Genomic DNA, 26,898 nt, shown 5'->3' with positions numbered 1-26,898 from the left:
ATGAGAAAAAAAGGAGTTGTGGTAAAGTTTCTTTCAAATATGGCACAGGTTCAGGATTATGAAACAGCAGAAATCTTTTTATGTAAACTAAGAGGGAAATTTAAGGAGCAGAAAATAAGACCAATTGTAGGAGATATCGTTGAATACAGAGTTGTGCATGGTAAAGATGGGGTTATCGAAAACATTATAAATAGACGCAATGAATTAAAAAGACCAAGGATTGCCAATGTGGATCAGGTTATAGTGGTAGTTACATTAAAAAAGCCCCAGACACCATTGAAGATTATTGATAGATATTTAGTTCTTGTGGAAAACGCCAAATTACCGCTGGTTATCGTTTTAAACAAGACGGATCTTTTAAGCGATGAAGAAATTGAATTTTTTGAATCGATATATTCCAGAATATATAAAGTATTGAAAACGAGTGCTCTCAAAGGAGACGGCTTGGACGAATTGAAAATGGTGCTAAAAGGGAAAATTTCTACAATGGCTGGAATGTCCGGGGTTGGCAAAAGTAGTCTTTTGAATGCGATAAGTCCGGGTTTGTCATTAAAGGTTAATGAGATTTCGGAAAAGTTAGAACGTGGAAAACACACAACGACAGTCATAGAATTGTTACATCTGGAATTTGGGGGATGGATAGCAGATACTCCAGGATTTGCCAGTCTCGATATTTCTGGTATAAATCCGGAAGATTTGAAAAAGCTTTTTCCTGAATTTCTTGCATATGATTCTCAATGCATGTTTGGAGATTGTGAGCATATTAACGAACCAAATTGTGCTATAAAACTTGCTGTGGAAAAAGGGACAATAACTGAAACAAGATATCAAAGTTATGTAGAGATGTTTAAAGAGCTCACGGAGGGAAAATGATTGTTTTTACCAACGACGCTTGAAGAAGTGAGAAAATTAGGCTGGAAAGGTTTAGATATTATTCTTGTAACAGGGGATGCATATGTAGATCATCCGGCTTTTGGTGTAGCGTTAATAGGACATTTTTTGGTTTCAAATGGTTATAAAGTAGGAGTAATTGCTCAACCTGATTGGAAATCTGAAAAGGATATAACAAGACTTGGCCGTCCGAGACTTTTTTTTGGAGTAACAGGTGGCAATGTTGATTCAATGGTGGCAAATTACACTGCTTCTGGTAAAAAAAGAAGAAGTGATGATTACACACCTGGTGGTATTGGGGGAAAGAGGCCTGATAGGGCTGTTATAGTTTATTCAAATCTTATTAGAAAATTTTTTAAAGGTGTTCCGATAATAATCGGAGGAATAGAAGCAAGTTTAAGAAGATTTGCTCACTATGATTGGTGGTCTAATAAGGTTAGAAAATCTATTTTACTTGATTCAAAAGCTGACTTGTTGATATATGGAATGGGAGAACTAAGTATACTGGAAGTGGCTAAAACTCTTGAAAAGTATGGAGCTGTTGAAAAATGTAGAGATATTCCAGGAGTAATGTGGTGGACTTCTTCAAAGCCCGATGGAGTAGAACTTCCTTCATTTGAAGAAGTTGCTGATGATAAAAACAAATATATTGAAATGTTTGTAAAGCAAAGTTTGTTTACAGATCCATTCAAAAATACAAAAAATTTTCCAGAAACATGATACAAGATATGTTGTACAAAATCCTCCTCAAACTCCAATTCCTCAAGATGTTTTAGACAGGCTTTATTTATTACCTTACGAACGTGAAGTTCATCCTTATTATAGCTTGCAGGGTAAAGTAAAAGCAATAGAAACTGTTAGATTTTCTGTAACAGCTGTTCGTGGCTGTTACGGTATGTGTTCATTTTGTGCTTTGACTCAACATCAAACCACGCATGTAGTATCAAGAAGTATTGAGTCAATAATTGAGGAAATCAAAATCATATCAAAACATAGAAAATTCAAGGGTACAATTTTTGATGTTGGTGGTCCAACGGCAAATATGTATGGGTCGACCTGTAAGGTGAGAAATACATATGGGCAATGTTCAAAATTCTGTTTACATCCTGGTGTTTGCAAAGGTGTAGAAGCGCATCACGAAAAATATCTCAAGCTTCTTTATGAGATAAGGAAATTACCATATGTAAAAAACGTGTTTATAGCGTCCGGCATAAGGCATGATATGATCGTTGAAGATAAAAAGTATGGGGAGCTTTTTGTAAAAGAGTTACCAAAATTTACACCAGGACAGTTGAAGTTAGCACCTGAACATTCGGATCCTAAGGTCCTTAGAATAATGAGGAAACCGTCTATAAATAAATTTTTAGAATTTAAGAGAAAATTTGAGAAAGTTGCAAATAGAAAGTATGTTGTGGCTTATTTCATAGTTGGACACCCTGGAGAAGGCTGGAAAGAGAATAATCATCTCAGAAAATTTATTAGAAAAGAGTTAGGGTATAAACCTCAACAGATTCAAATATTTACTCCAACCCCAGGAACTTTAAGTACTACCATGTTTTATACCGGGATTGACCCTTTTACAAAAGAAAAAGTATACGTTGAAAAATCTGTTAAAGTTCGTAATCAAATGAAGAGGAATGTTATGGTATAATCTAAAGTGGAGGTGGTATTTTAATGGATGATCCTTCGAGTTATTTATGGAACATCCTTTTTCTGGCGATATTGTTATATTTTTCGGCTCTTTTTTCAGCATCTGAAACAGCGTTAACTTCAGTAAGTAAGATAAAACTCAGGGAATCTTTGAGACGTGGAAATAAAAAGGAAGAGGAATCAGAAATACACCTCTTTAACAAGTTTCTAACAGTTATTCTTATAATGAACAATCTGGTTAACATTCTCGCTTCATCTATCGCAACCCTTTTGTTTGTCTCACTATTTAAGAGTGTTATTCCCGAGGGATTATCTGCTCTTGTATCTACACTTACTCTGACCTTTTTTATATTGGTTTTCGGAGAGATTACTCCTAAAATATACGCAAGACAAAATCACGAAAAGATTTTTAATCGAATGCTTCCAGTATTGTTATTTTTATCCAGGATTTTTTCACCAATTATAAGATTTTTAGTAGCTTTTTCAAATGTGGTAATTGGTTTAACTGGCGGTAAAGCTGTTAGCGAAACTCCTTTCATAACCACTGATGACATATTGATGTATGTGGAAGCTGGTAGAGAAGAAGGAACTATAAAACATGAAGAGAGTTTTATGCTTAAAAGAACTATTGAGATGGAAGTTTCTCAGGTTAAGGAAATAATGATTCCAAGAATAGATATTGTAGCAGTTGATGAATCTTCCACACTCGAAGAGATAATGGAACTTATAAAAGAAGAAGAATATTCAAGGATTCCCGTGTATAAAGATACTATTGATAACATAGTTGGTATATGTTATGCAAAGGATGTGTTGGTATTCGTAAGTGAACGAGGGACTGAAATAAAGCAGAAAGTAAAAGTGAAGGACCTTATGAGAGAACCACTTTTTGTACCGGAAACCATGAAAATATCGGATTTGTTGAAAATTTTTAAAGAGCAGAAAATTCACATGGCAATTGTTGTTGATGAATACGGAGGAACTGCGGGTCTCGTTACACTGGAGGATATTCTTGAAGAAATATTCGGTGAAATAATGGACGAATATGATCAAAACGAAGTGATTGGAATAAAGAAAATGGAAGATGGTTCTTATGTGGTTGATGCAACTGTTCCAATAAATGACCTTGAAAGAGAGCTGAACATTACATTTCCAGAGAGTGATTACGAAACACTTGCCGGGTATCTGTTAGAACTGTTACAAAGAATTCCAAGGGTAGGAGAAACTGTAAGAATAAATGGGTTTATTTTTAAAATAGTAGCAGCTTCAAAAAACAGGATAGAAAAAGTCCTTATTAAGGTGGTGAGCGATGTTGAACAAGCTGATACAGATGGCGATTGAAGCTCAGAAAAACGCATACGCGCCATATTCTAATTTTAAAGTGGGGGCAGTGTTATTGGCCAGATCCGGGAAGGTTTATACTGGCAGTAACATTGAGAATGCCTCTTATGGATTGTCTTGCTGTGCAGAGAGAATAGCTATTTTTAAAGCAGTGTCTGAAGGAGAAAAAGAATTTGATACATTGGTCATAGTAGGCAATACAGACGAGCCTATATCTCCTTGTGGAGCGTGTAGACAGGTGATGGCTGAATTTGGTGATTTCAAAGTTGTTATGGCAAACAATACTGGTAAAGTCAAGGAGACAAGAGTGAAAGAACTGTTGCCATATGCTTTTGAGAAGGAGCACCTTGGAAAATGAAAACAGCTGAAATATTTTCCTTGCATCTTCATGATTATTTATATTTTAAAGATGTAGATGTGTATTTTTCATCAGGGTTAAACGTTTTTACTGGAGAAACAGGTGCAGGGAAAAGTTTACTGCTGGATGTCATAGGTATATTACTTGGATATGGAAATACTAAAATAGATAATTACAGCGCTGAGATTGTAATACATCTCCCTGAAAGCTATCCAGATTATGAAATTGTTGAAGGGGAAAATGTGTTTTCTGTGCTGAGGAAAAATGGAAGGACTACGTTTAAAATTAACGGAAAAGTTTTTCCAAAAAATATTGTGTCAAAAGTTTTGGGGAATCACATATCTATTCACAGACAGAATTCTCACATCAAATTTTTAGAACCAAATTTTTTGCTGGGAGTACTTGATCAAATAGGTGATAACAAAACGCTTTTAAGGGATTTTAGAAAAAGATACGAGGAGTACAAAAAGATTCAGGAAATTTTAAACTCTGAAAACTTAGAAATTCTTGAAAAACGTAAAGAAGACCTTGAATATCAGATAAACGAGATAGAAGCGGTTAAACCCGACCTTCAGGAAGAATATGAATTAAACGAAAAATATCAGTCGGCATTAAATTTTCAGCAGCTTCTTGCCAATTTTAACGAAGCTTTGGAAACAGGGCAAAAAATTAATGAATACCTGTGGAATTTGAAAAAGATACTTCCAGAAAAATACACATCTTTTTTGGATACAGCACTTGATGTTGTTGTTACTCTGAATCTTGAAATTGAAAAAGAGTTAAGCGATATAGAAGAACTTGATATTACTCAAATAGAAGAAAGAATATGGGCTTATAATAACCTGAAAAGGAAATATGGCCCTACTCTTGAAGATGTTCTGGAAAACTATTCAAATATGAAAAAAGAATATGAGAATATAATGGAAAGAATCGAAGTACTTAGAAATTCAGAAAGTAAGTTAATGTCACTCGAGAAAGAATTAAAAGATCTTGGAAAAAAACTTACTGAAAAAAGAAAAAAAGCTTCCGAAAAGATCTTGAAAAAGTTCAGGAACCATTTGAAGGATTTGAGTATGACAGCAAAGGTTGATTTTATTTTCAAAAGTATAGAAATGACTGGCCATGGATTTGATAAAGTAGAATTAGTTGGACAAACAGTTAAATCACAAAAAATGCAACCCCTCAGGTCTATTGCTTCCGGTGGGGAACTTTCAAGAATCATGCTTGCACTGGAGCTATCAATCGCATCAGGAGGAGTTTTAATATTTGACGAAGTGGATACAGGTATTGGAGGAGAAACAGGGAATAAACTTGCGGAAAAATTAAAAGAAGTCTCTGAAAATTATCAGGTTATTGTTGTAACACATTTGCCTCAAGTAGCAGTTAGAGCGAACAAACATTTTGCGGTGATAAGAAATGAAGATTCGGGTGAAATTAAAGAACTTGACGAAAAAGAAAGAAAAACAGAGATAAAAAGAATGCTCGGTTCTGAGGATGTTCTTAACCACATTTAAAGGGAGAATTTATTATGAAAAAAAGAATCTGGAAAAATGTGGTAATTTTTATGTTTATCTTAACAGGTTTCTTTTTAATAGCGTGTGAAAATAAAAGCGATTATGTGCTTATAGGCAAAGAGAAATTGTATCTTCGCGCTGAAGATGAAATAATTAGCATAAACGTTTCATATTTACCGGTGCTTAGTGATATGGATACGATATATTATTTTGAGGGAATAGCTCAGACTGGTGGTGTTAATGTAGAGCATGCTTTGCTAAAAGCAAGGGTTGATGCAGCAAGGAAAATAATCGATTTTCTGGGAATTGATATTTCTACAAAAAGCGGGGAAGTAATAGCAGATTATGGTTCTGAAAGCGATATAGGAATTGAACTTGCGGCTATATTAAACCATACGCTGGAATATATTGTATGGAGAAGACCAAGGGGAACTTTTTATGAAATTCATACTATTTTAGTGCTCATGCCGAAGATCAAAAAATTTATACCTATTGCCGAGGATGAGTTTAGCAGAAAATTGTGGAAATTTTCTGGGGAATATAACATTGATTTTGAGAAAATACTGGAGAACTCATATAACCGGGATAGTGATTAAGAAAGGTGTTTTTTTATGATTAAATATTTTTTTGTTTTGTGTACTTTAACATTTCTTTCGCTTGCATTTGCATGGAGTGGTCACGAAGCGCTTACTTATTTAATTGTTCAGGATTTACCAATAAAGAATAGAATGGTAAAAATAACGGACTATTCCTATGAAGAAAATAGAATTTACAATCAAGACTATCTTGTGGTTAAGGACGTAAGTGGGGAGAGAGCTTTTTTTGACCCTTTAGGTGATGGAAAATTTCCTCCTGATCCCTCTCCAATAGATGGATTTATGCTTCCTGTATGGCAGATACTTACAATCTATTCTCCCGAACCTGACAATGGCATGGACGAAGGATTGCAGCTTGATTTTCTTCAGGGATTGATCGGTAACAGCCAGGGTGTCAGGCATATGAAGTATAATCTGGGATTTATAAATGCTTTTCAGGGAGATACATCTTTTATATATTTTGTGGAAATGTCTCGACAGGCTTTTAAGCAAGGAGATAGATACTGGGGTTATCGTTTCCTTGCAAGGGCGCTCCATTATGCAGAAGATCTATCCCAACCTTATCATAATGCTCCTGGGGAAACAGGTGAGGTTTTATGGGGTATTGTTGATGGAAACACCAGGAAAATTCTGAAGAATTTACATTTTCTTTATGATAATTATCTGGTTTATTTGATTTATTATTCAGACGATGCTGCAAGAGAAACTATACTCGGATCTAAGCCTGCATTTTTGGGAGATGAAAGACAGGTGATAAATAGTATAATGAATTTTGCCCGCTCAAAATTTGAAGTGGTTCATTTCGAGTTGAAAAAAGCATTTGGTGATTTGTTGAAAACAAATGTTGAAATGAAAGAAATTTCACAGATAGATAATAAAGGTGAACTATATATATTAAAAGGAGAAACGTTGAGTATTTTGTCTTACACAGCATCTGTTATAAAAGGATTTCTTCTTCATTTTCTAAAAGAGGTTGGTGAAATTAACTAGGTTTTCATAATTTTCATAAATTCTTCTTCGGTAAGTATTTTAACGCCAAGTTGTTTGGCTTTTTGATATTTTGAACCAGGTTTTTCACCTACAACTAAATAAGTTGTTTTTGATGATACAGATTCAGAGACCTTTCCACCAAGACTTTCAATAAGTTCTTTAATCTGGTTTCTCGTATAATTTTTCAGCGTTCCTGTAATAACAAAGGTCATACCAGAAAATTTTTCATTTTTAGTTTTAGCTATATTTTTCATTTCTACTCCTGCATTTTTCAATTTTTCAATGATTTCTCTGGTTTTTTCATTTCTAAAATAATCTACGATACTTTTAGCCAGTTCCGGACCTATTCCATCAATACTGGTAAGTTCTTCATATGAAGCATTTGAAAGTTTGTCAATATTTTCGAACTTTTCAGCGAGAATCTTAGCTGTTTTTTCGCCAACTAAAGGAATTCCTAAGCCTACGATTACTTTATGCAAGGGAGTTTTTTTAGCTTTTTCAATTTGTTTTAAAACGTTTGCAATTGTTTTTTGCCCAACCCCGCTTAGTTGTGCAAGGTCAAATGGTGTTAAGTAAAATATATCAGAGACATCATTTATCAATTTTGCATCAACGATCTTTTCTGCCATTTTTTCGCCAATCCCGGAAATATCAAACGCGGATCTTGAAACAAATATTTCAAGATGCCGTTTAAGCTTTTGCGGACAATGTGGATTCATACATCTTAAAGCAACTTCATTTTCTGTGAGTTTTCCCACATTACCTCCGCACACGGGACAGGATGTTGGTGGAATTACTTCTTTTTCTGAGCCAGTTCGTAATTCTTTGATTACACTTACAACTTGTGGTATTATTCCACCAGCTTTTTCAACAAAGACATGGTCTCCTACTTTTATGTCTTTTTCTTTTATATAATCAAAGTTGTGAAGGGAAGCTCTTTTTACTATAGTTCCTTCCAGAGTTACTGGTTCAAGTTCGGCAACAGGTGTGATAACTCCAGTGCGCCCAACCTGGTAGGTTATTGAAATAATTCGTGTTCTGGCTTGAATTGCCGGAAATTTAAATGCAATAGCCCACTTTGGAGATTTTGCGGTTGTTCCCAGACTATTTTGTTCTGCAAAGTTGTTTACTTTTACAACAACACCATCAACCCAATATCCCAGAGAATGTCGTTTTTCTGTCCATTCTTTCCAGAAGTTAATAACATCGTTGATAGTTTTGCATAGTTTTGAATGCGGATTAACTTTTAGTCCAATTTGTTTTAAAAAATTTAGTGCTTCCCATTGTGAATCTAAATTATAGTATTCTGGATGAACAATATAATATATAAAAGAATCAAGGTTTCGATTTGCTACTACTGAGGAATCCAGCTGTCTTAAAGTTCCTGCAGCGGCATTTCTTGGATTTGCAAAAGGGGGAAGTCCCTCATCTTCACGTTGCTTGTTATATCGAACAAATTCTGAGACTGGCATATAAATTTCTCCTCGTACTTCAATTGTAAGAGGTTTAAACAATCTAAGAGGAATTGACTTTATTTTCTTAACATTTTCTGTTATATCATCACCTTCTGTACCATTCCCTCTGCTTATTGCCTGCACAAGACTTCCATTTTCATATCTAAGAGCGATAGAAACTCCGTCTATCTTTAACTCACAGACGTATTCAACTTCCTTTTTTAGAAGCTTTTTTATTCTGTTATCAAAATTTACTACTTCCTCTGCGGTGTAGGTGTTGTCGAGACTTAACATAGGTATGGAGTGTGTCACTGTTTTGAATCCATCTATAACTCTTCCCCCAACTTTTTGAGTGGGAGAATCTGGGGAAGAAAATTCTGGATATTTTTTTTCTAATTTTATCAACTTTTTCATAAGTTTATCATATTCCTCATCACTTATTATTGGGTCAGCCAATACATAGTATCTATAATTATGATATTCGATTTCTTTTCTTAACTTTTCTATTTCTTCTCTTATTTTTTGTTTCTCCATAAAATCACCTCGGTAGTTTTGTTTTACTTCTAAGAAAATTATACAACATTTGACAAAATTGACGAAAGTTGGCTCCCATCACCTATGTCATTCCGAACCCGAAGGGTGAGGAATCTTGAATTTAGCGAGGTTAGCAAGGTTTGTCCTGAGCACGGAGCGCGAAAGATCTTGCGAGAGTTAGCGATATCAGTATTTTTGCCAGTATTGTTATCTATGCTAAAACATACAAAAAATCATATTAAGAAAAATTCAATCTTTAAGAACAAACAATGATCAAATAATATTGTATAGCAAAATTCTGCTTCAAAATTAGTATCCGAGTGGTTTCTGTCAAAAAAATGTAACCATTAATGAACACAAAAGCAAATATATAATATTTTTCAAAAAAGAAAGATAATTATTTATAATCCAGATAAATAAAGTTTGTAGATATTTTAAAAATATTTTAAAATTCAGTCGTATAAGAAAAATAAAAAAAGTGAGTGAAAAAAGTTAAGTATTTTATTTTACAAGTGAAATTTTACACATAGCCGGTGAAATAGCTTTGAAATTATTTTAAAAATGTTTGTGTATTAAATGATGGGAGAGGGGGAATAACAGAATCCTCTATTATTTTATACTCATATCTTCCTGAAAAGTTGAAAGAAACTTTAATAGTAAAAAGGAGAAGAAGCACATGAAAAAGAAAATACTTGTATTTTTCTTAACATTTCTATCGATACTTACGTTTTCTCAAAAGTTATTCTCAGCAGAAGAGCTCCAAACAGACTTTGATGTTTTCATAAACTATATCTTAAAGGCGGGAATTGATCCTTTTAAATTTGTTTCAGAAGAAACATTCTACTCAAAAGTAGATGAAATAAAAACCAAACTCAACAAACCTATGACAAAAGGGGAGTTTTTTAAAACCATAGCACCTATGATACATCTTTTTAGTGATGTACATTATGGTATAGTTTTCAACATAACCACAGACACACTGGTAATGCCATTTGAACCTGTTGTGGTGGGAAATAGATTGTTTGTTAAAAATTCACTGGTTGAAGATTTAAATAATAATTCAGAGGTTTTAGAAATCGATGGTAGAAAAGTTCAGGATATGATAGAAGAATTTAGAAAGTATATTCCAAGAATTATTTCGAAAAGGATAGATTTAGTATTAGGGCATATGGTTTTATTGTTGCCAGAAATTGAAGGAAAAGATACTTTTGATCTATTAATTAAAAATGGAAATATCGAAAAGCAGATACAAATAAGTGCTTTTACAAAAGTTGGAATAATAAACAAGATAAAAAAATTAAATTTAAAAATAGACAAACCTATTTCATTTGAAAGGAAAGGAAAAATAGGAATACTAAACATAAAGTCATTTTCGTTTAAATACGAGCGGCTTGAATATTACAAAGATTTTTTAAAAGAGGTGTTTAAAAATAGCAAAGATATGACAGACTTAATAATTGATTTGCGAAAAAACCCCGGGGGATATCTGGAAAATATTTATGAACTTTTTAAATATCTTACAGATAAAAAGTTAGTAACATGGGGAATTGAATACGTATATACTAACTTACCTGGAAATAAGGAAATAAAAAGAATCAGAAAAAATCATGATTTAAAGATAGAGATAATACCAGTGAAAGATAATTTTAAAGGTAAGGTATGGCTTCTGGTAGACGACACTATGGCTTCGATAGCAGTAGTTGCCACTTATTTATTTCAAAAGTTTGAACTTGGAAAAATAATAGGAGAAAAACCAAAGGAACCAGTAAATACACTTTCTGTACGTTTTAGTACTAACTATATTCTTCCCAATACAGAACTCTCATTACTGATTCCAAATGGAAAATATTATTTTGAAGAGGAACCAAAAATAGTAATAGATTATGAAAGAAAAATGACGGAAAAGGAAGAAATTGATTATCTGCTTGGAGAGAGAGACGTAGTGTTAGATTATGCTTTTGAGATCATAAGTAAAAGTTAGTAAAAAACAAACAGAAAGGGGGGAGAATGATGAAAATAAAAGTATTAAATCCCATAATTTCACCAGAAGAACTAGAATCAACAAGTGGCTGTGAAATGATCGCTCAATTGTGTGATGGAGGAAGTTGTGATGGTTTATGTGCTATGGTATGTTTTGCTTTTGATTTTCCTTTTGTATGCCCTCAAGATATTCCAGATATTTAGTTTAACCTTTAAAGTTCAAGATTGACATTAATAAAAGGAAGGTGAAACAACATATGAAAAAGAAGATAATTATACTTTTCTTAATGTTTTTATCTGTATTGACAATTTCCCAGGAATTATTTCAACCGGAAGAACTCCAGAAAGACTTTGATGTTTTCATAAACTATATCTTAAAGGCGGGAATTGATCCTTTTAAATTTGTTTCAGAAGAAACATTCTACTCAAAAGTAGATGAAATAAAAACCAAGCTCAACAAACCTATGACAAAAGGGGAGTTTTTTAAAACCATAGCACCTATGATACATCTTTTTAGTGATGTGCATTATGGTATAGTTTTCAACATAACCACAGACACACTGGTAATGCCATTTGAACCTGTTGTGGTAGGAAATAGATTGTTTGTTAAAAATTCACTGGTGAAAGAATTAGAAAACAAAGCAGAGATTTTGAAAATAGAAGGTAAAGATGTAAAAGAAATAATTAACGAACTGAAGCAATACTTACCAAAAGTTCGTTCGGATGTGATTCATGCTCAGGTATCTTTTTTATTTTCGTATTTTCCAGAGATAGAAGATAAAAATACATTTGAATTATTGCTAAAAATTAACGGCACAAAAAAATCAGTAGAAATAAATGCTATTAAATATGGGGAAAAACTAAAACAAACAAAACAACTATACCCGGATGAATGGGAAAAAAGGAAGTTTTCATTTGAAAGAAAAGGAAGCATTGGGATATTGAAAATAAGGACGTTTTCATATAGTTATAGGTCATCAGGGTATTACAAAGAGTTTTTAGAAAAAACATTCAAAGAGAATAAAGATATGTCAGATTTAATAATCGATTTGAGAGGAAATAGTGGGGGACCTTTATACAATGTTTGGGAACTTTTTAAATATTTAACATTTCACCCTTTGAAGGTACACTTAGTTGGTTACAACTGCAAAAATATACCACTAACCGACGGAAGGATAAAAAGAACTTTGGAAAAATACGAATTAAACCCCAAAATAATACCAGCAAAAGATAATTTCAAAGGAAAAATATGGCTTCTTATAAATAATAGAATAGCTTCTGGAGCTGTTATAACAACTTATTTGTTTAAAAAATTTAGTTTTGGAAAAATAATAGGAGAAAAAACTACAGAACCTGTAAACTCGCTTGGGGCATCATTAGGTAAATATATCCTTCCAAATACAAAAATATTAGTATCTATATCAGGTGGGTACTACTGGATTGAAGATAACCCGGAAATAGAAATAGATTATGGAAAAAATCTAACAGAAGAGGAAAAAATTGATTATCTGCTTGGAGAGGGAGATGTAATGTTAGACTATGCTTTTGAGATCATAAGTAAAAATTAGTGAAAAACAAACAGAAAGGGTGGAGAATGATGGAGATAAAAGTATTAAACCCTGTAATACCTCCAGATGAACCATCTCCAACTGGTGGTTGTGATATTGCTGCACAATTGTGTGATGGGGGAAGTGGACCATGTGGACCAGTTCCTCCAATATGGTGTGTTTTTGATTTACCTATTGATTGTACTCTGGACAATCCAAACGCTTCTTAATCAAAAAAGGGGTGAAAGGGTGGAATTTTTAAACGAACCAATTGTGAAAGAAAAAGTGTATCTTTCATTCTGTGATGGAGAAAAAGGACTATGCACAGGTGATGTAAAAAACTGTGATAGCTGCGTAAATGAAAGTGAGTGTAATGCTCTGTGTAGCGAAAACCATAAAAAAAGGCACTGGTGGGAATGGCTATTTCCATGGCTTTGTGAAGAGGGTAATTAGTGAGGTTGGCGAGATTGGCGAGGTTAGCGAGGGTTAGCGAGGTTGGGGAAAATAAGATCCCTCGTCATTTCATTCCTCGGGATGACATCCCCTTCGTCGCTGCGCTCCTCAGGATGACAAAAAACAGCGAGGGTTAGCGAGAGTTAGCAAGCGTTGGCGAGGTTGGCATTCTCAAAACATGTCATTCCAAGGGGGAAGACGGCGAGGAATCCGTCGCACCTGTCATTCCGAACCCGAAGGGTGAGGAATCTTATAATTAGCAAGGCTTGTCCTGATGAGTGAAACGATAAAGGGGCTTACGAGGTTAGCGAGAGTTGGTAAAAGATAAGAAGCATTGTCATTTACATTCTTTGCAATGTCTTGTCGGGGATGACGTTTCCTTCACATATGTTTGGAACGAAAAAAGAGAAGCAAAATAGAATGATGTTTTGAAGTGCCTGGATTAGATAATACATGAATATAATTATTTTAATCTCAAAAATTTTATTAATATTACTTAAAAGTAATCGAACTATACAACAGAACTTATAAGATGTTATCCTGACACGTTTTAAACTAATTTTTTTGTTGTTATTTTGGATAAGGTACATTTAAAATTTAAAAACGAAATACAAATTATAATTATAGAAATAAATAGGTTATAAATTCGTAATCATGCAAAAAGAAAAGAATGAACATTATAATTGCTGTTAAAAAAAAAAGAAACATAACAGAATTTTTTGATGTTTGCAAAATTAACTGTTAGGTTTATATAATGTATATAATTATGTTGAGTTACTAATTACAACAATAAGGGAGGTAAAGATGATAGAATACAAAGAATCAAAATACAATGTGTGGTTTGAAGAAGGTGAAAAGGTTGTATTTGTGAATTATTTAACACGCGCAATTGCGACTGTAAACAAAGACCGGGCAAAAATGATAAAAGAGATACTGGAAAATCCAAATAAAAATTGGAATGGCGAATATAAAAAGTTAAAAGAAGATTTAATCTATGGAGGATACCTTGTTAATAAGTATTTCGATGAGCTTCAACATCTAAAAATGATGAATTATATTTCAAGATATGATACAAGTTCTCCAATATTTACTATAATGCCGACACTTCAATGTAATTTTGATTGTGTCTATTGCTATGAATCAAAAGAAGGTCCATCTATGAGATATGAAATAGCAGAAAGGATAGTAGATTATTTGTGTGAAATTGCCAGGAAAAAGAGAAAAATAAGTATAGGCTGGTTTGGGGGAGAACCATTAATAAGTTTTGAAATCATAAGATATATAAACGAAAGAGTGGCAAAAGTATGTGAAGAATATAATTCTGAATTTCATTCTTCGATGTCTACAAATGGATTTTTACTTTCAGAGGATAAAGCCAGATATTTTGATGAGCTTAAAATAAGAAATGTTCAGATTACACTTGATGGTCCGCCAGAGTACCACAATAAGTACAGACCATTAAAAGGTGGAGCAGAAACATTTGATAAGATATACAACAACATGAAAAAATTATTGGAAGTAACAGAGACAACACAGATCTCTTTAAGGGTAAATGTGGGAGTTGAAAATTATGATCATATTCCACAGCTTCTTGATATGTTTGACGAGTTTCCGAAAGAAAGGATGAGAATTTATTTCAGGTGGATATTCCAGGGGGGAGAAGATAAAAATGGGTTTTATAAAAAATTGCATGAATTTAAGGGATTAAATTCTTTCAAGAAGATTTCTAAATTTTACGTTAAAGCTGCCGAAAAAGGATTTAAAGTATTTTTTCCTATACTTACGCAAAGCAGATATTGTGAATATGATAGCGTAGCAGCGACTGTGATAGGACCTGAAGGAGAAGTATATCCATGTACTGTTGCAGTAATGAAAGGCTCTGAGTTTGGAAAAGTGACAGAAAATGGGATAGAGTATGAAAAAGAAAAATACCTGTACTGGTATAAACCGGATGCTTTTGAAGATGAAGAATGTAAAAGTTGTAAAATTCTTCCTATTTGTATGGGCGGGTGCAGAAATGCAAAGATGGGTGGAAATAAGGGATGTCCTGAAGAAAAAAGAGATATGGAACATTTTGCAAAGGTCTGGTATTTTACAAAGAAGTTGGAAAAAAGCTGTGGGGTGGAAAAATGAAACTTTCAAAATATAATTTATTGATAGAAAAAGAAGATTACATAATCCTTTTTAATGTGCTTTCATATGCAATGCTTTACGTTGAACCTTCAAAAAAAGATAAAATAAAAAAGATGTTTGATAGACAAAAGGTTGATTCAGGCGATTTTGATGAAAGCGAAATAAAAACTTTAAAAAAAGGATTTTTTATTTTGGAAAATGATTTTGATGAAATTGAATATCTGAAATTTAGATTCAATGCATACAAATATAGTGATAGATATCTGAGATATACAGTAGTTATGACTGAAAAATGTAATTTTAATTGTATATATTGCTACCAGCAACAACTCCAGACAGTTATAGAAAACTCTCCTTTAGATTTAAAAGAGAAGCAATTAAAATTATTGATAGATGAAACAAAAAGAAGGTTTGAAAAGCAACGCCCAAATGTTTTAAGTGTTACTTTTTATGGTGGTGAACCATTGCTTACATTGAAAAACTTATTATTTTTAAGTGAAAATTTCAAGAAACTCTGCGAAAAATATTCCGTTGAGTATAAGCCGTTTATAGTGACAAACGGATATTTACTTACCTCAGAAATCGCGGATAGGTTACTAAATGTTGGTATAAACAGAGTTATTATAACCATAGATGGTACTGAAGAAATTCATGACAGATATAGAAAACTACTCGACGGAAAACCAACATTTTCAAAATTAATTGATAATATAGAGAAAATTCACAAAAAGATGTTTGTTCAAATAAGAATAAACATTTCAAAAGAAAGTATAAATTCAGTAAAAAAACTTATAAAGCTAATCGGGGAAAAAGGTTTAATGATAGAATTTGACTTTCAGATGGTAGAAATAGCCAGAGAAATCCCCATCCAGTTTAACGATACCCCATTAACATTAAAAGAATTTGCAAAATTAGAAGTGGAATTGTATAAAGAAATTTTAAAATATATACCTCAGTATCCATTTAATCCATTCAGACATTTAAAAATAGCAAGATGCGATGCGTTGTGCCAGAACAGTTTCGTAATTGATACCGATGGAAGTATACACAAATGCTGGGGAGAAGTTGGTAATCCAATAACTGTAGTTGGGCAATTGTCAGAAGAAGGAATAGAGCTGAATCAGAAATATGCAAAGTGGCTAACATATGAACCGTACACAGATGAAGAATGTAAAAATTGTATAGTGTTTCCTGTTTGTATGGGGGGATGCACTTTCAATGCTGTTGTAGTGGACAAACTACATGGTTCACCTATCAAAAAACCATATAGATGTATACCATTAAAATACAACTTAAAAGAAATGGTAGAACTTACCTCAGAGAAGTTAAAAACTGTCAGAGTTTAAACAAAAAGGGGTGAAAGGGTGGAATTTTTAAACGAACCAATTGTGAAAGAAAAAGTGTATCTTTCATTCTGTGATGGAGAAAAAGGACTATGCACAGGTGATGTAAAAAACTGTGATAGCTGCGTAAATGAAAGTGAGTGTAATGCTCTGTGTAGCGAAAACCATAAAAAAAGGCACTGGTGGGAATGGCTATTTCCATGGCTTTGTGAAGAGGGTAATTAGCGAGGTTGGCGAGATTGGCGAGGTTAGCGAGGGTTAGCGAGGTTGGGGAAAATAAGATCCCTCGTCATTTCATTCCTCGGGATGACATCCCCTTCGTCGCTGCGCTCCTCAGGATGACAAAAAACAGCGAGGGTTAGCGAGAGTTAGCAAGCGTTGGCGAGGTTGGCATTCTCAAAACATGTCATTCCAAGGGGGAAGACGGCGAGGAATCCGCCGCACCTGTTATTCCGAACCCGAAGGGTGAGGAATCTTATATTTAGCGGTGTTGGCGAGATTGGCGAGAGTTGGTGAGATTAGCAAGGTTAGGGAAAGGAATAAGATCCTTCGTCACCGTGTTCTTCAGGATGACATCCCAAGGAGGAAAAGAACGGCTTTGCTGGTGTTTTACCCAGGATGACATATTCTTTATTGTCATTCTGTGGAACAAAGCGACGAAGAATCTTGTAATTAGTAATGTTGGTAAGGTAAGTATTTTTTCTCATTCCGAGCGTATAATGCAAAGTATTAAAAGGGGAGAATTCTATGAAAAAGCATAAAAAAGTGCTGCTATTTGTATTTTTTTAACAAGTATTATTTTCTCATCCATAACATTTGCAGGTAAAGTTGAAGTGGCAAAGTTGCAAAGAGATTTTGATTTCTTAATTACTCTCCTAAAAGAGGCATATATCGATCCATATGGATTGGTTAAAAAACCAGAGTTTACAGAGATTGTTGAGGAGATAAGAAAAGAACTTGACAAACCTATGGATAAATTAGAGTTTTTCAAAACAGTTGCACCACTTTTCCATTATTTAAATGATTACCACTGTAGTATAGCATTTCCTTTTTCATATAATAATTTAGTTTTTCCTTTTTCACCCTATGTTATAGATGGTGATATCTATGTTGTTTTCTCTTTAGTTGATAATATACCGGTAAAAGCAAAGATTTTAAAAATAGACGGTATTCCTTCAAAAGAAATTATAAAAGAATTTGAACAATACACTTATATAAGAGAAAATACAGAGCTCAAAGAACGCTTTTTGACCAGATATCTTATTTCAATACCAACTTTCTGGAACAAAAAAAGTGTAAAAATAGAATTTGAATATAACAATTTAAGAAAAAAATAAAGGTAGATGCTATAACAAAAAGAGAAGCTTTAAAGAAAGTTCAAGAAGATAAAAGAATCTCAAGAACACTTTATGAATTTGAAAGAAGAGGAAATATAGGGATATTAAGGATATATAGTTTTAAACTTAGAGGATATCTGTTTAATGATTTCAGAGAATTTTTAAAAGAAATTTTTGAAAAAAACAAGGATATAACAGACCTAATAATAGATATAAGAGGAAATCCCGGAGGAACATTGGATAGTGTATCAGAAGTACTGGGACATTTAGTGAAAGAAAAGCTTTATGTGAAATACAAAGAACGTATAAAAAATTCTAAATACAATATAAAGGCTTTAGAAATGGCAGGGATTCGTTATGATGAAAGTACAAAAGGGAAAATTATTCAAATAAGTAGATCTTTGATAGTAAGTCCAATACCTCCTGCTTTTGAAGGAAAAGTATGGGTGCTTGTAGATAGTAGTATAGCATCTGCGGCGTTAGTTTTCACAGCTATTGTTCAAAACAATAAATTTGGAAAGGTAATAGGTGAAAAGCCTGTTTACTCAATAAATACTACCCGTGGTGGTATTATGCACTATTTACCAGCAGTAAAACTTTATGCTTATATTCCTGGTTCATATATGTATTTTCCAGAATATTATGAAATAACACCAGATTATGAAATCACAATGACAACATAAGAAAAGTTGGAATGGATAGCTGGTATTTCTGATCCAATGCTTGAAAAGGCAATAGAGTTTATTGATAATAAATAAAATTTCAATTGTTTGTTGAATTGATATTTTTCAACAGAGATTTAAATAGAGGAGGATAAAAGTTGATAAAGTTTTTCCTGAAGCTGTTTAGCTTTATAAAGCGAGACATAATTATCTGGTTTTCGTATAGAACACAGTTTATATTGGGCTTTTTAAGTGGTTTTGTGGGAATAATCCAGTTTGGTCTTATAGGTAAATTTATAGCTGGTGGAAATTATTTCCCTTTGATAGAAAAATACGGCGGGGATATTCTCGCATATTTTATTACAGGTTCTGTATTTATGTCTTATACAAATCTTGCTTTATCTACTTTTAAAACTTCAATTCAGAGAGAGCAAAATATGGGTACACTTGAGTATTTTTTGCTTTCTGAAACTCCATTCTGGCAGCTTTTCATTTTTAATTTTTTGAGCAAATTTTTATTTACAACAATAAATATAATAATTATGTTCTTTGCACTTGTGTGGTTTTTTTCTGTAGAAATAAACCCCAATATATTTTCAGCGCTTTTGGTGTTGATAGTAGTAATGCTTCCACTTTCCGGGATAGGATTACTTTCAGCTGCAATGATACTTATAACAAAAAGGGGCGATCCGATAGGCTGGATATATTTCACTCTATCAGGACTTTTCTCTGGCATATACTATCCCATAGAAATTATGCCTTTCCCTTTGAGGGGAGTATCGTATCTTCTTCCTACAACATATGGTATGGACCTTTTAAGAAAGACATTGCTAAAAGGATACGATATTATCAAAATAAAAGAAGGTTTGTTAATTATACTAACAATGGGACTAATCATTGCTCCATTAGGAATATGGTTGTTTAATACAAATTTCAACAAAGCAAGAAAAGATGGAACACTTACCTGGTATTGAGGTGGATAGTGTGCTTGTAATAAGGCAAATAAGAAAGAAGTACAAAAATGGAATAGAAGCATTAAAAGGAATAGATATAAAAATAAAAAGAGGCGAAAAGATAGCACTATTTGGTGAAAACGGTGCTGGAAAAACAACTTTATTAAAAATAATAGCGACATTTTTGATACCAGATGATGGAAAGGTTACATTAGATGGAATTGATTTATTCAAGAATCAAAAGTATGCTAAAAAAATGATAAGTATATCAACAGGCATAGAAAGAAGTTTTTACTATAGGCTGACTGTAAAACAAAACCTGGAATTTTTTGGAATACTCAATGGCTTGCTTGGAAAAGATTTGAGGCTGACTGTAGAAAAAGTGATTACGGAAACTGGATTAACAGAATATAAAAACATAAAATATATGGAATTATCAAAAGGATTGAAAAGAAGGCTGGATATAGCAAGGGCATTGATGAAAGAAGCAGAAGTATACATATTTGACGAACCAACAAGTGGTGTGGATATAAAAACAAGAAATGAAATACACAATCTTGTTGAAAAACTTGTTCAAAGAAAAAAAATAATTCTTTTTGCAACACACGAAATAGAAGAATTAAAAAAAATGGATAGAATAATAATTCTAAAAAGAGGCGAAAAGCTCGGAGAATTAAATGTTAAAGAATATACTCACCTGGAAATGGAAAATACACTTTTGAGTTATATCTAAGCAAAGTGTCAACGTGTTTTTTTCTCCAGGTGTATATAGGGTGGCATCATGAATAGCAAAAGATGAACAAATAAAGTAAGATTATTTTTTTCGTGATATAATAATTTATAAATAGTTACCTGGAGATGAGAACGTGAAGAAGTTGCCGATAGGTGTTCAAAATTTTGAAGAGTTGATAATGGAAGACTATGTTTATGTAGACAAGACAATGTATATATACAACCTGATTCAAAATGGCAAATTTTATTTTTTATCCCGTCCAAGGAGATTTGGAAAAAGTCTAACTATATCAACACTTTATTGCTTGTTTGAAGGAAAGAAAGAATTGTTTAGAAATACTTATATATATAACAAATGGAGTTTTAAGCAATTTCCAGTAATAAAAATAAGTATGCTGGATGTAATAAGTGATAGTGAAGAAGAATTAAAAGAAGGGATATTAAATATAGTGATGAATGAAGCAACAAAACATAATATAGATATAAAGTCTAAGCATTATAAATATGCATTTGACGAATTGATAGTGAAATTATCGAAAAAAGGTAAAGTAGTGATTCTTATAGATGAGTATGAAAAGCCTATACTTGACAACATAAACAATAAAGAAAAAGCAGAAAGATATAGGGAGATCCTAAGAAATTTTTATGTAACTATAAAATCAAAAGATGAATATATAAAATTTGTATTTATAACAGGAATAACGAAATTTACAAAAACAGGTGTATTTTCTGCTTTAAATAATTTAAACGATGTATCGTTAAACAAGAAATATGCGCAGATGCTAGGATATACCCAGGAAGAGTTAGAGTATTATTTCAAAGAACATATATATGAAACAGCCAGAGAACTGGGAATAAGTAAAGATGAGCTTTTGGAAAATATAAAGTCATATTATAATGGCTTTTCATTTGACGGCAAGCAATTTGTATATAATCCGTTTTCTGTTCTAAAGTTTTTTGACGAAAGAAAATTTCAAAACTATTGGTTCGAAAGTGGTTCTCCATCATTTTTGTATGAATATATAAAAGAAAAGGAGATAACGTATGAGGAACTGGTAAAATATCCTGTGAGTGAATTGGACTTTTCTTCCCGAGAAATAGAAGCTGCAAGCGCGAACATATTTTTTACCCAGGCTGGATATTTAACATTTAAAAGAACTAAAAAAATTGGATTAAAAGAAAAATATATATTGGACTATCCAAATCTTGAAGTAAAAAACAGTTTTTCAAAAATTATATTAGAAGCAAATTACCATTTAAAAAATGTAGAATTAATGGAAAATATAATATATGAGAAAATATGCAAAAATGATATAAAAGGAATAATTGAAGAAATAAAAAAAATAATTAGTTCGATACCATATAATTTGCATAAAAGAGAAGAAAGTTATTATCATTCGTTAATATACACGATAATGGCAGCTTCAGGTTTAGACGTAGTGGCAGAAGAATTAACAAATCTGGGAAGAAGTGATCTTGTTGTAAAATATGCAAATAAAGTATATATATTTGAGATAAAAATAGATAAAAATTCAAATGAAGCATTAGAGCAAATAAAAACAAAAAAATATTATGAAAAATATTCTGGAAGAGAGATTTACCTTATTGGTATTAACATTTCATCTGAATTAAGAAATATTGTGGAGTATAAAATAGAAAAGATATAAAAATAGTTGCGTGGGATGTTTGGTTTACCAATTCTTTCCTGCTTTCGTCAATTTCGCTAAATTAAGATTCCTCACCCTTCGGGTTCGGAATGACATGGGTGGTGGATTCCTCGCCGTCTTCCCCCTTGGAATGACATGTTTTGAGAATGCCAACCTCGCTAACTCTCGCTAACCATCGCTGTTTTCTGTCATCCTGAGGAAGGAAGTGACGAAGAATCTTACACTGAATAGAAGTTACTCTTTTTCAGAATTTCTATTAACATTTTTGCATCTTTTAAAGCGTAACCATTAAAATCGTTGTTGAAATAGATATAAGTTTTGCAATTAAACTCTCGAATTTTTCTTGCAAAGTCTTTTAAAAGTGTTTCACCGTATTCTGATGCGTATAATTTTGCGGGACCGTGGAGCCTTACATAGACAAAATCAGTAGTTTTTATCCATAATCCTTTATATCTTGAAGAATCGGTAATACAAAAACTTACATTGTTTTCTTTTAATAGATTGAATATGTTATCAGTAAACCAGGAAGGATGTCTAAATTCAATAGTGTGTTTTACATGTTTTGGAAGAAGGCCAATAAACTCATTTAAAAGTAACTCGTCTGCTTTTAAAGATGGGGGTAATTGCCATAATATAACTTTTAACTTTTCATTTAGAAAGTTAACTCTTTTAATGAATTTTTCTAAATGGCCTGAAATGTTTTTTAATTTTTGCTTGTGAGTAATAAATCGTGGACCCTTTATTGAAAAAGAAAAACTTTTTGGTGTTTTTCTGTACCAGCTTTTAACTATATTTTCAAAGGGAAGTCTATAAAATGTTGCGTTAACTTCCACTGTATTAAAATGGTTAGAATAGTACTTCAACCATTCACTTTTTTCGAGATTTTCCGGGTAAAAAATATTTTTCCAGTGCTCATAACTCCACCCTGATGTTCCAATATAAAGCATATAAATCACTGCTTTTTGAACTTTTCAGTTTTGGGAGTATACCAGCTTAGAAATCTTTTTCCCTGATATGTATTTTTTTCCTCAAGAGCTTTTTCTATCAAGTTTATAATCTGGATCTTCGGTTTATTCCAGTTTCCAAATATTGTGCCTTCTTTTGGTGGATCAGCAACTAATCTATGTATTACAATTTCTGGAGATAAATATTCTAAAAATCTAACAGTCCTTTCTATGTAATCTTCAAGTGTACCTATTTTGATTTTCTCTTTTTTATACATTTTTCCCAGGATTGTGTTTTCTACTATATAAAGAGAATGGATTTTTACTCCATCAACACCAAGGACAGATAAGATTTTTGCAGTTTCAATGACATCTAACATATTATCCTCTGGAAGATTCAGAATTACATGAGAAACAAGTTCAAAATCTCTGTTTTTAATTTTCATGGCAGCATTTATGTATTCAGCGAGTGTATGACCTCTGTTCATTTTCACTAATGTGTGATAATTGGCAGTTTGCAGACCCATTTCTATTGAAACTTCAATTTTATTTCTAAGCTGCTCAAGCAAATCAAGTATCTCGTCTGATACACAGTCAGGGCGTGTTGAAATGGAAATTTGAACGATATCCTTGTCTATAGCTTGATAATAAATCTCTTTGAGTACTTCTGGTGATGCGTATGTATTTGAATAATTCTGAAAATATGCTATGAATTTTTTGATTCCTCTTTTGAAATATCTTTCTTTCATTTCCGCAATTTGAGATTTAATATCAATACCTTTTATAGTAGTAAACCCACTTCCTGTTTCATCACAAAATAAACATCCAGGTTTTCCATCCTCACGATTTGGACAGGAAAACCCTGCATTTATTGGGAGTCTGTAAACTTTTTCACCGTACTTTTTTTTTAGTTCTACACTTAATTTTCTGTACCTATAACCTTCCTGTAAAAAGTCGTAAATTTTTTATAAACCTCCTCTGCGTTTACAGTTGGAAACTTACCATTTATGTATAAAAATTTTCCTTTTACCATAGTTGCATAAACTTTTGGTGTGGAATGAATTATGTGATTGATTACATTTTCTTTTGGATAAAAAGAAGGAGTGTTTAAATCCAGAACGACCAGATCAGCGTCTGCTCCCACCTTTATTTTTCCTCCAGTCAGTCCAAGAGCATTGTATCCATTTGTTGTTAGCATATTTAAAACATCTGTCACTTTCATATTTTCAGGATTATCCTTTTTCTGAAGCAGTGAGGCAAGTCTTGCCTCAAATAGTACATTCAAGCTATTATTGCTTGCTGCACCATCGGTACCGAACGTTATTTTCAGACCTTTTTCAAACATCTTTTGAATAGGAGCTATACCATTGCCAAGTTTCAAATTACTGGAAGGATTATGGGAAATATAGGTGTTAGTATTTGCAAGCAGATTTATATCGTTGTCATCAAGGTGCACGCAGTGTACGGCTAAAAAGTGGATATCAGCTAACCCTGCTTTTAGAAGTTGGTTTATAGAAAATTTTTCTTTTTCCCAGGAATTTTCCATCAAGTGCATTGTGACAACCATATTTTCCTTTTTTGCAATATCGCAAACTTTTTTTAGATATTCAATGGAGCAGGTGTATGGAGCGTGTGGACCCAGGCCTACGTAAATCCTTTCATTGTATCCATGCCATTTTTCATAAAGCTTTAAATTTTCAGCAAGTCTTCCACCATCATCTCCATTATCATCTACAAGGCCTCTGGTTAAAAGTGCTTTCATACCAAAATCTGCAACAGCTTTGGCGGTTTCTTCTTCGTACATATACATATCACAAAATGCAACTATACCATTTGCTGCCATCTCCATTTGAGATAGGAGCGTTGCCCAATATATTATTTCAGATGTGAGTTTACTCTCAAGCGGAATGATATTTTTAAAAAGCCAGTCATCGAACGATTTATCCTCAACAATGCCTCTAAATATGACCATTGCTGCGTGTGTATGCGTGTTTATAAATCCAGGCAATATTAGTTTGTCATTTAAATCGTAAAGTTCTTCATATTTGCTGGCAATAAGGTTATTTCCTATTTCTTTTATTTTTCCGTTCTCTATCCTCAGATCTAACTTTTCAAGGGTATTTTCATCGCTTTTAAAAACCAGACCATTTTTTAATATCATTTCTCAAGCACCCTTATCCTTTCAGCGTCTATCCATAGCCCTTCAAGATCATAAAATTCCCTGGCATCTTGCGTGAAAATATGGATTACTATGTCTGCCGCATCAATTAAAAGCCAATCGTACTCATCGCCTTTGTCCCAATATATAACTTCTTTTCCTATCTCTTCAAGTAATTCCAGTATAGATTCTCTTAAACTTTTCATATGAATATTACTATTAGCAGTCATTATTACAAAATAGTCTGTGGGAATGTTTGTACGGGACATATCAAGCACAATGGGATCTATTGCCTCTTTTTCAACAAGTTTTGCCCATATTTTTTCGATAATTTCTATAGTTTTCAACCAATCACCTCCGCATAACATCCCATTCTTTATCAACAAATCCTTTCTCAAGATAACTTCTTATATATCCCACTAAATAGAAGGAACCAACAATTATTTTTAAATCGCCTTCCATGGTTTTTAGCCTCTCGAAAGCGTTTATTGGATCTTCTATGTAAGATACTTTGTCATGTAATTGACGGGCTATTTCATAAGTTTCGTAAGAGTTCACCGCTCTATGGGAAGGTGGTTTTGTTATTATAATTTTATCAAATGCCGGACATAGGGTAGACAAAACAGAATTTTTATCTTTGTCGTCGAGTATTCCAATAATAGCAGTTTTCGTTTTGTCTGGAAAATAAAGTGAGAGATTTTCAACAAACTTTTCTGCAGCCTGTGGATTGTGTGAACCATCAAAAAGAAACCCTTTATACATTTCAAATCGTCCTGGTAAAAAAGCATTTTTAAAAGCGCGGGTTACAGCATCTTTGTCAAGTTTCCCATGGAAAATCTCAAACACTTTCAAAGCTATAGAAGCATTTATTGGCTGATGAGTACCATTCATTTTCACTGGAATATTTTTGATAGTTGTATCTCCGAAATAGTCGAAAGTGTTCATATTGAATTTGTAATCTTTTACTTCAAAATCAAAGTCTTTTTTGTATTCAAATATCGGGGCCTGTCTTTTTTGAGCTTCATGGTGTACAATATCTCTTGCAACAGGTGGGAGATTTCCCAGTACCACAGGAACTTTTTCTTTTATTATTCCTGCTTTTTCAAAAGCAATCTTTGCTATAGTGTTTCCCAGTATTTTAGTGTGCTCCAGTGAAACTGTAACTATTACTGAAACTTTTGGAATTATAACATTTGTAGCATCGTATCGCCCTCCCAAACCTACTTCTATGGAAGCAGCATCGACGTCCTCATCAGCGCAAATTTGGAATGAAAGTGCTGTGGTAAATTCAAAAAAACTGGGGGCATATTCTTCGCCTTTTTTATCCATTTCCTCGCAAGAAGTTTTAACTTTAAGAAAACTTTCCAGAAACCTATCTTTTGAAATGTATCCACCATTTAACGGGAACCTTTCAAAAATAGTCGATAAGTGGGGAGAAATATATCCCCCCACTTTGTATCCATGTTCTTTCATTAAATAATGTACGAAGGTTGTTACACTGCCTTTTCCATTAGACCCTGTTATATGAACGCTTTTAAATTTTTTTTCCGGGTGTCCGAGTTTTTCGACAAGTTCTTCTATTCTATACAACCCGAGTTTTATTTTGCCATACGGACGTTGCCGGTATAAATATTCGAGAGCATCTATGAAATCCATGTAAATCC

General features: G+C 32.9%; 23 protein-coding genes and 1 pseudogene. 18 read left to right on the top strand and 6 right to left on the bottom strand.

Features of this window, described 5'->3' with window-relative positions; all coding sequences use genetic code 11:
- The 7 genes and pseudogenes from rsgA (at window position 1) to JYK00_RS00250 (ending at window position 7,337) form a co-directional block, all read left to right on the top strand.
- Window positions 1-873 (top strand): ribosome small subunit-dependent GTPase A, encoded by an 873-nt coding sequence (gene rsgA / locus JYK00_RS00280; RefSeq protein ID WP_207566744.1) that lies wholly within the window; start codon window positions 1-3, stop codon window positions 871-873.
- A pseudogene (locus JYK00_RS00275) lies at window positions 874-2,542 on the top strand (YgiQ family radical SAM protein).
- A 23-nt stretch (window positions 2,543-2,565) separates the two neighbouring features.
- On the top strand, window positions 2,566-3,879 hold the full coding sequence (locus JYK00_RS00270; RefSeq protein WP_207566743.1) for a hemolysin family protein: 1,314 nt from the start codon (window positions 2,566-2,568) through the stop codon (window positions 3,877-3,879).
- Window positions 3,848-4,237 carry a cytidine deaminase gene (locus tag JYK00_RS00265; RefSeq protein WP_207566742.1) on the top strand — a complete coding sequence of 130 codons (390 nt, stop codon included), beginning with the start codon at window positions 3,848-3,850 and terminating at the stop codon, window positions 4,235-4,237. Before JYK00_RS00270 ends, JYK00_RS00265 begins: the two co-directional genes overlap by 32 nt.
- Window positions 4,234-5,751 carry an AAA family ATPase gene (locus JYK00_RS00260; RefSeq protein ID WP_207566741.1) on the top strand — a complete coding sequence of 506 codons (1,518 nt, stop codon included), beginning with the start codon at window positions 4,234-4,236 and terminating at the stop codon, window positions 5,749-5,751. Before JYK00_RS00265 ends, JYK00_RS00260 begins: the two co-directional genes overlap by 4 nt.
- A gap of 14 nt (window positions 5,752-5,765) precedes the next feature.
- Window positions 5,766-6,347: a hypothetical protein gene (locus JYK00_RS00255; protein WP_207566740.1), complete on the top strand. Its 582-nt coding sequence runs from the start codon at window positions 5,766-5,768 to the stop codon at window positions 6,345-6,347.
- Between the two features lie 15 nt (window positions 6,348-6,362).
- On the top strand, window positions 6,363-7,337 hold the full coding sequence (locus JYK00_RS00250; RefSeq protein WP_207566739.1) for a phospholipase C/P1 nuclease family protein: 975 nt from the start codon (window positions 6,363-6,365) through the stop codon (window positions 7,335-7,337).
- Here the strand turns inward: JYK00_RS00250 and ligA are convergent.
- Entirely contained in the window at window positions 7,334-9,325 is a 1,992-nt protein-coding gene (gene ligA / locus JYK00_RS00245; RefSeq protein ID WP_207566738.1) for an NAD-dependent DNA ligase LigA, read from the bottom strand. The two genes, JYK00_RS00250 and ligA, sit on opposite strands and share 4 nt — an antisense overlap.
- 676 nt (window positions 9,326-10,001) lie before the next feature.
- Between ligA and JYK00_RS00240 the strand changes: the two genes are divergently transcribed.
- The 11 genes from JYK00_RS00240 to JYK00_RS00195 all read left to right on the top strand — a co-directional run bounded on the left by JYK00_RS00240 (window position 10,002) and on the right by JYK00_RS00195 (window position 22,132).
- Entirely contained in the window at window positions 10,002-11,306 is a 1,305-nt protein-coding gene (locus JYK00_RS00240) for a S41 family peptidase (protein WP_207566737.1), read from the top strand.
- A 29-nt stretch (window positions 11,307-11,335) separates the two neighbouring features.
- A complete protein-coding gene (locus tag JYK00_RS00235; protein WP_207566736.1) occupies window positions 11,336-11,509 on the top strand; it encodes a hypothetical protein in 174 nt (57 codons plus the stop codon).
- Window positions 11,510-11,562: 53 nt separating this feature from the next.
- Complete coding sequence (locus JYK00_RS00230; protein ID WP_207566735.1) at window positions 11,563-12,873, top strand: S41 family peptidase; 1,311 nt, start codon at window positions 11,563-11,565, stop codon at window positions 12,871-12,873.
- Window positions 12,874-12,902: 29 nt separating this feature from the next.
- On the top strand, window positions 12,903-13,082 hold the full coding sequence (locus JYK00_RS00225) for a hypothetical protein (RefSeq protein WP_207566734.1): 180 nt from the start codon (window positions 12,903-12,905) through the stop codon (window positions 13,080-13,082).
- Window positions 13,083-14,109: 1,027 nt separating this feature from the next.
- Window positions 14,110-15,438: a radical SAM/SPASM domain-containing protein gene (locus JYK00_RS00220; RefSeq protein ID WP_207566733.1), complete on the top strand. Its 1,329-nt coding sequence runs from the start codon at window positions 14,110-14,112 to the stop codon at window positions 15,436-15,438.
- A complete protein-coding gene (locus JYK00_RS00215) occupies window positions 15,435-16,784 on the top strand; it encodes a radical SAM/SPASM domain-containing protein (protein ID WP_207566732.1) in 1,350 nt (449 codons plus the stop codon). The genes JYK00_RS00220 and JYK00_RS00215 overlap by 4 nt, the downstream gene beginning before the upstream one ends.
- 830 nt (window positions 16,785-17,614) lie before the next feature.
- Window positions 17,615-18,118, top strand: a complete 504-nt coding sequence (locus JYK00_RS09755; protein ID WP_228288169.1) for a hypothetical protein — start codon at window positions 17,615-17,617, stop codon at window positions 18,116-18,118.
- Window positions 18,115-18,801: a S41 family peptidase gene (locus JYK00_RS09750; RefSeq protein ID WP_323128258.1), complete on the top strand. Its 687-nt coding sequence runs from the start codon at window positions 18,115-18,117 to the stop codon at window positions 18,799-18,801. The genes JYK00_RS09755 and JYK00_RS09750 overlap by 4 nt, the downstream gene beginning before the upstream one ends.
- Window positions 18,802-18,938: 137 nt before the next feature.
- Window positions 18,939-19,754, top strand: coding sequence for an ABC transporter permease (locus JYK00_RS00205; protein ID WP_207566731.1), 816 nt, complete (start codon window positions 18,939-18,941; stop codon window positions 19,752-19,754).
- Between the two features lie 10 nt (window positions 19,755-19,764).
- On the top strand, window positions 19,765-20,466 hold the full coding sequence (locus tag JYK00_RS00200; protein ID WP_207566730.1) for an ABC transporter ATP-binding protein: 702 nt from the start codon (window positions 19,765-19,767) through the stop codon (window positions 20,464-20,466).
- Between the two features lie 133 nt (window positions 20,467-20,599).
- On the top strand, window positions 20,600-22,132 hold the full coding sequence (locus JYK00_RS00195; RefSeq protein WP_207566729.1) for an ATP-binding protein: 1,533 nt from the start codon (window positions 20,600-20,602) through the stop codon (window positions 22,130-22,132).
- Between the two features lie 218 nt (window positions 22,133-22,350).
- On the opposite strand, the gene JYK00_RS00190 is transcribed toward JYK00_RS00195, so the two are convergent.
- The 5 genes from JYK00_RS00190 to JYK00_RS00170 are packed head-to-tail and all read right to left on the bottom strand — an operon-like array spanning window position 22,351 to window position 26,890.
- Window positions 22,351-23,079: a DUF72 domain-containing protein gene (locus JYK00_RS00190; RefSeq protein WP_207566728.1), complete on the bottom strand. Its 729-nt coding sequence runs from the start codon at window positions 23,077-23,079 to the stop codon at window positions 22,351-22,353.
- 5 nt (window positions 23,080-23,084) lie between these two features.
- Window positions 23,085-24,038 (bottom strand): TIGR01212 family radical SAM protein, encoded by a 954-nt coding sequence (locus JYK00_RS00185; protein ID WP_207567569.1) that lies wholly within the window; start codon window positions 24,036-24,038, stop codon window positions 23,085-23,087.
- The gene (locus tag JYK00_RS00180) at window positions 23,996-25,237 is read right to left on the bottom strand and encodes an amidohydrolase (protein ID WP_207566727.1); all 1,242 of its coding nucleotides are present in this window, start codon (window positions 25,235-25,237) and stop codon (window positions 23,996-23,998) included. Before JYK00_RS00180 ends, JYK00_RS00185 begins: the two co-directional genes overlap by 43 nt.
- The gene (gene rsfS, locus JYK00_RS00175) at window positions 25,234-25,572 is read right to left on the bottom strand and encodes a ribosome silencing factor (RefSeq protein ID WP_228288236.1); all 339 of its coding nucleotides are present in this window, start codon (window positions 25,570-25,572) and stop codon (window positions 25,234-25,236) included. Before rsfS ends, JYK00_RS00180 begins: the two co-directional genes overlap by 4 nt.
- Window positions 25,573-25,585: 13 nt before the next feature.
- Window positions 25,586-26,890 (bottom strand): bifunctional folylpolyglutamate synthase/dihydrofolate synthase, encoded by a 1,305-nt coding sequence (locus tag JYK00_RS00170; RefSeq protein ID WP_207566726.1) that lies wholly within the window; start codon window positions 26,888-26,890, stop codon window positions 25,586-25,588.
- Window positions 26,891-26,898: the final 8 nt, after the last annotated feature.

Origin of the sequence: Thermosipho ferrireducens, from assembly GCF_017358165.1 — a bacterium.
GTDB classification, from domain to species: Bacteria; Thermotogota; Thermotogae; order Thermotogales; family Fervidobacteriaceae; genus Thermosipho_B; species Thermosipho_B ferrireducens.
Note: the sequence above shows the minus strand (reverse complement) of the source record. Positions and strands in the feature narration are given on the sequence as shown.

Excerpts from the sequence above, each read along its gene's own strand:
- rsgA (WP_207566744.1), top strand. The coding sequence starts at position 1 with ATGAGAAAAAAAGGAGTTGTGGTAAAGTTTCTTTCAAATATGGCACAG.
- JYK00_RS00270 (WP_207566743.1), top strand. The coding sequence starts at position 2,566 with ATGGATGATCCTTCGAGTTATTTATGGAACATCCTTTTTCTGGCGATA.
- JYK00_RS00265 (WP_207566742.1), top strand. The coding sequence starts at position 3,848 with ATGTTGAACAAGCTGATACAGATGGCGATTGAAGCTCAGAAAAACGCA.
- JYK00_RS00260 (WP_207566741.1), top strand. The coding sequence starts at position 4,234 with ATGAAAACAGCTGAAATATTTTCCTTGCATCTTCATGATTATTTATAT.
- JYK00_RS00255 (WP_207566740.1), top strand. The coding sequence starts at position 5,766 with ATGAAAAAAAGAATCTGGAAAAATGTGGTAATTTTTATGTTTATCTTA.
- JYK00_RS00250 (WP_207566739.1), top strand. The coding sequence starts at position 6,363 with ATGATTAAATATTTTTTTGTTTTGTGTACTTTAACATTTCTTTCGCTT.
- ligA (WP_207566738.1), bottom strand. The coding sequence starts at position 9,325 with ATGGAGAAACAAAAAATAAGAGAAGAAATAGAAAAGTTAAGAAAAGAA.
- JYK00_RS00240 (WP_207566737.1), top strand. The coding sequence starts at position 10,002 with ATGAAAAAGAAAATACTTGTATTTTTCTTAACATTTCTATCGATACTT.
- JYK00_RS00235 (WP_207566736.1), top strand. The coding sequence starts at position 11,336 with ATGAAAATAAAAGTATTAAATCCCATAATTTCACCAGAAGAACTAGAA.
- JYK00_RS00230 (WP_207566735.1), top strand. The coding sequence starts at position 11,563 with ATGAAAAAGAAGATAATTATACTTTTCTTAATGTTTTTATCTGTATTG.
- JYK00_RS00225 (WP_207566734.1), top strand. The coding sequence starts at position 12,903 with ATGGAGATAAAAGTATTAAACCCTGTAATACCTCCAGATGAACCATCT.
- JYK00_RS00220 (WP_207566733.1), top strand. The coding sequence starts at position 14,110 with ATGATAGAATACAAAGAATCAAAATACAATGTGTGGTTTGAAGAAGGT.
- JYK00_RS00215 (WP_207566732.1), top strand. The coding sequence starts at position 15,435 with ATGAAACTTTCAAAATATAATTTATTGATAGAAAAAGAAGATTACATA.
- JYK00_RS00190 (WP_207566728.1), bottom strand. The coding sequence starts at position 23,079 with ATGCTTTATATTGGAACATCAGGGTGGAGTTATGAGCACTGGAAAAAT.
- JYK00_RS00180 (WP_207566727.1), bottom strand. The coding sequence starts at position 25,237 with ATGATATTAAAAAATGGTCTGGTTTTTAAAAGCGATGAAAATACCCTT.
- JYK00_RS00170 (WP_207566726.1), bottom strand. The coding sequence starts at position 26,890 with ATGGATTTCATAGATGCTCTCGAATATTTATACCGGCAACGTCCGTAT.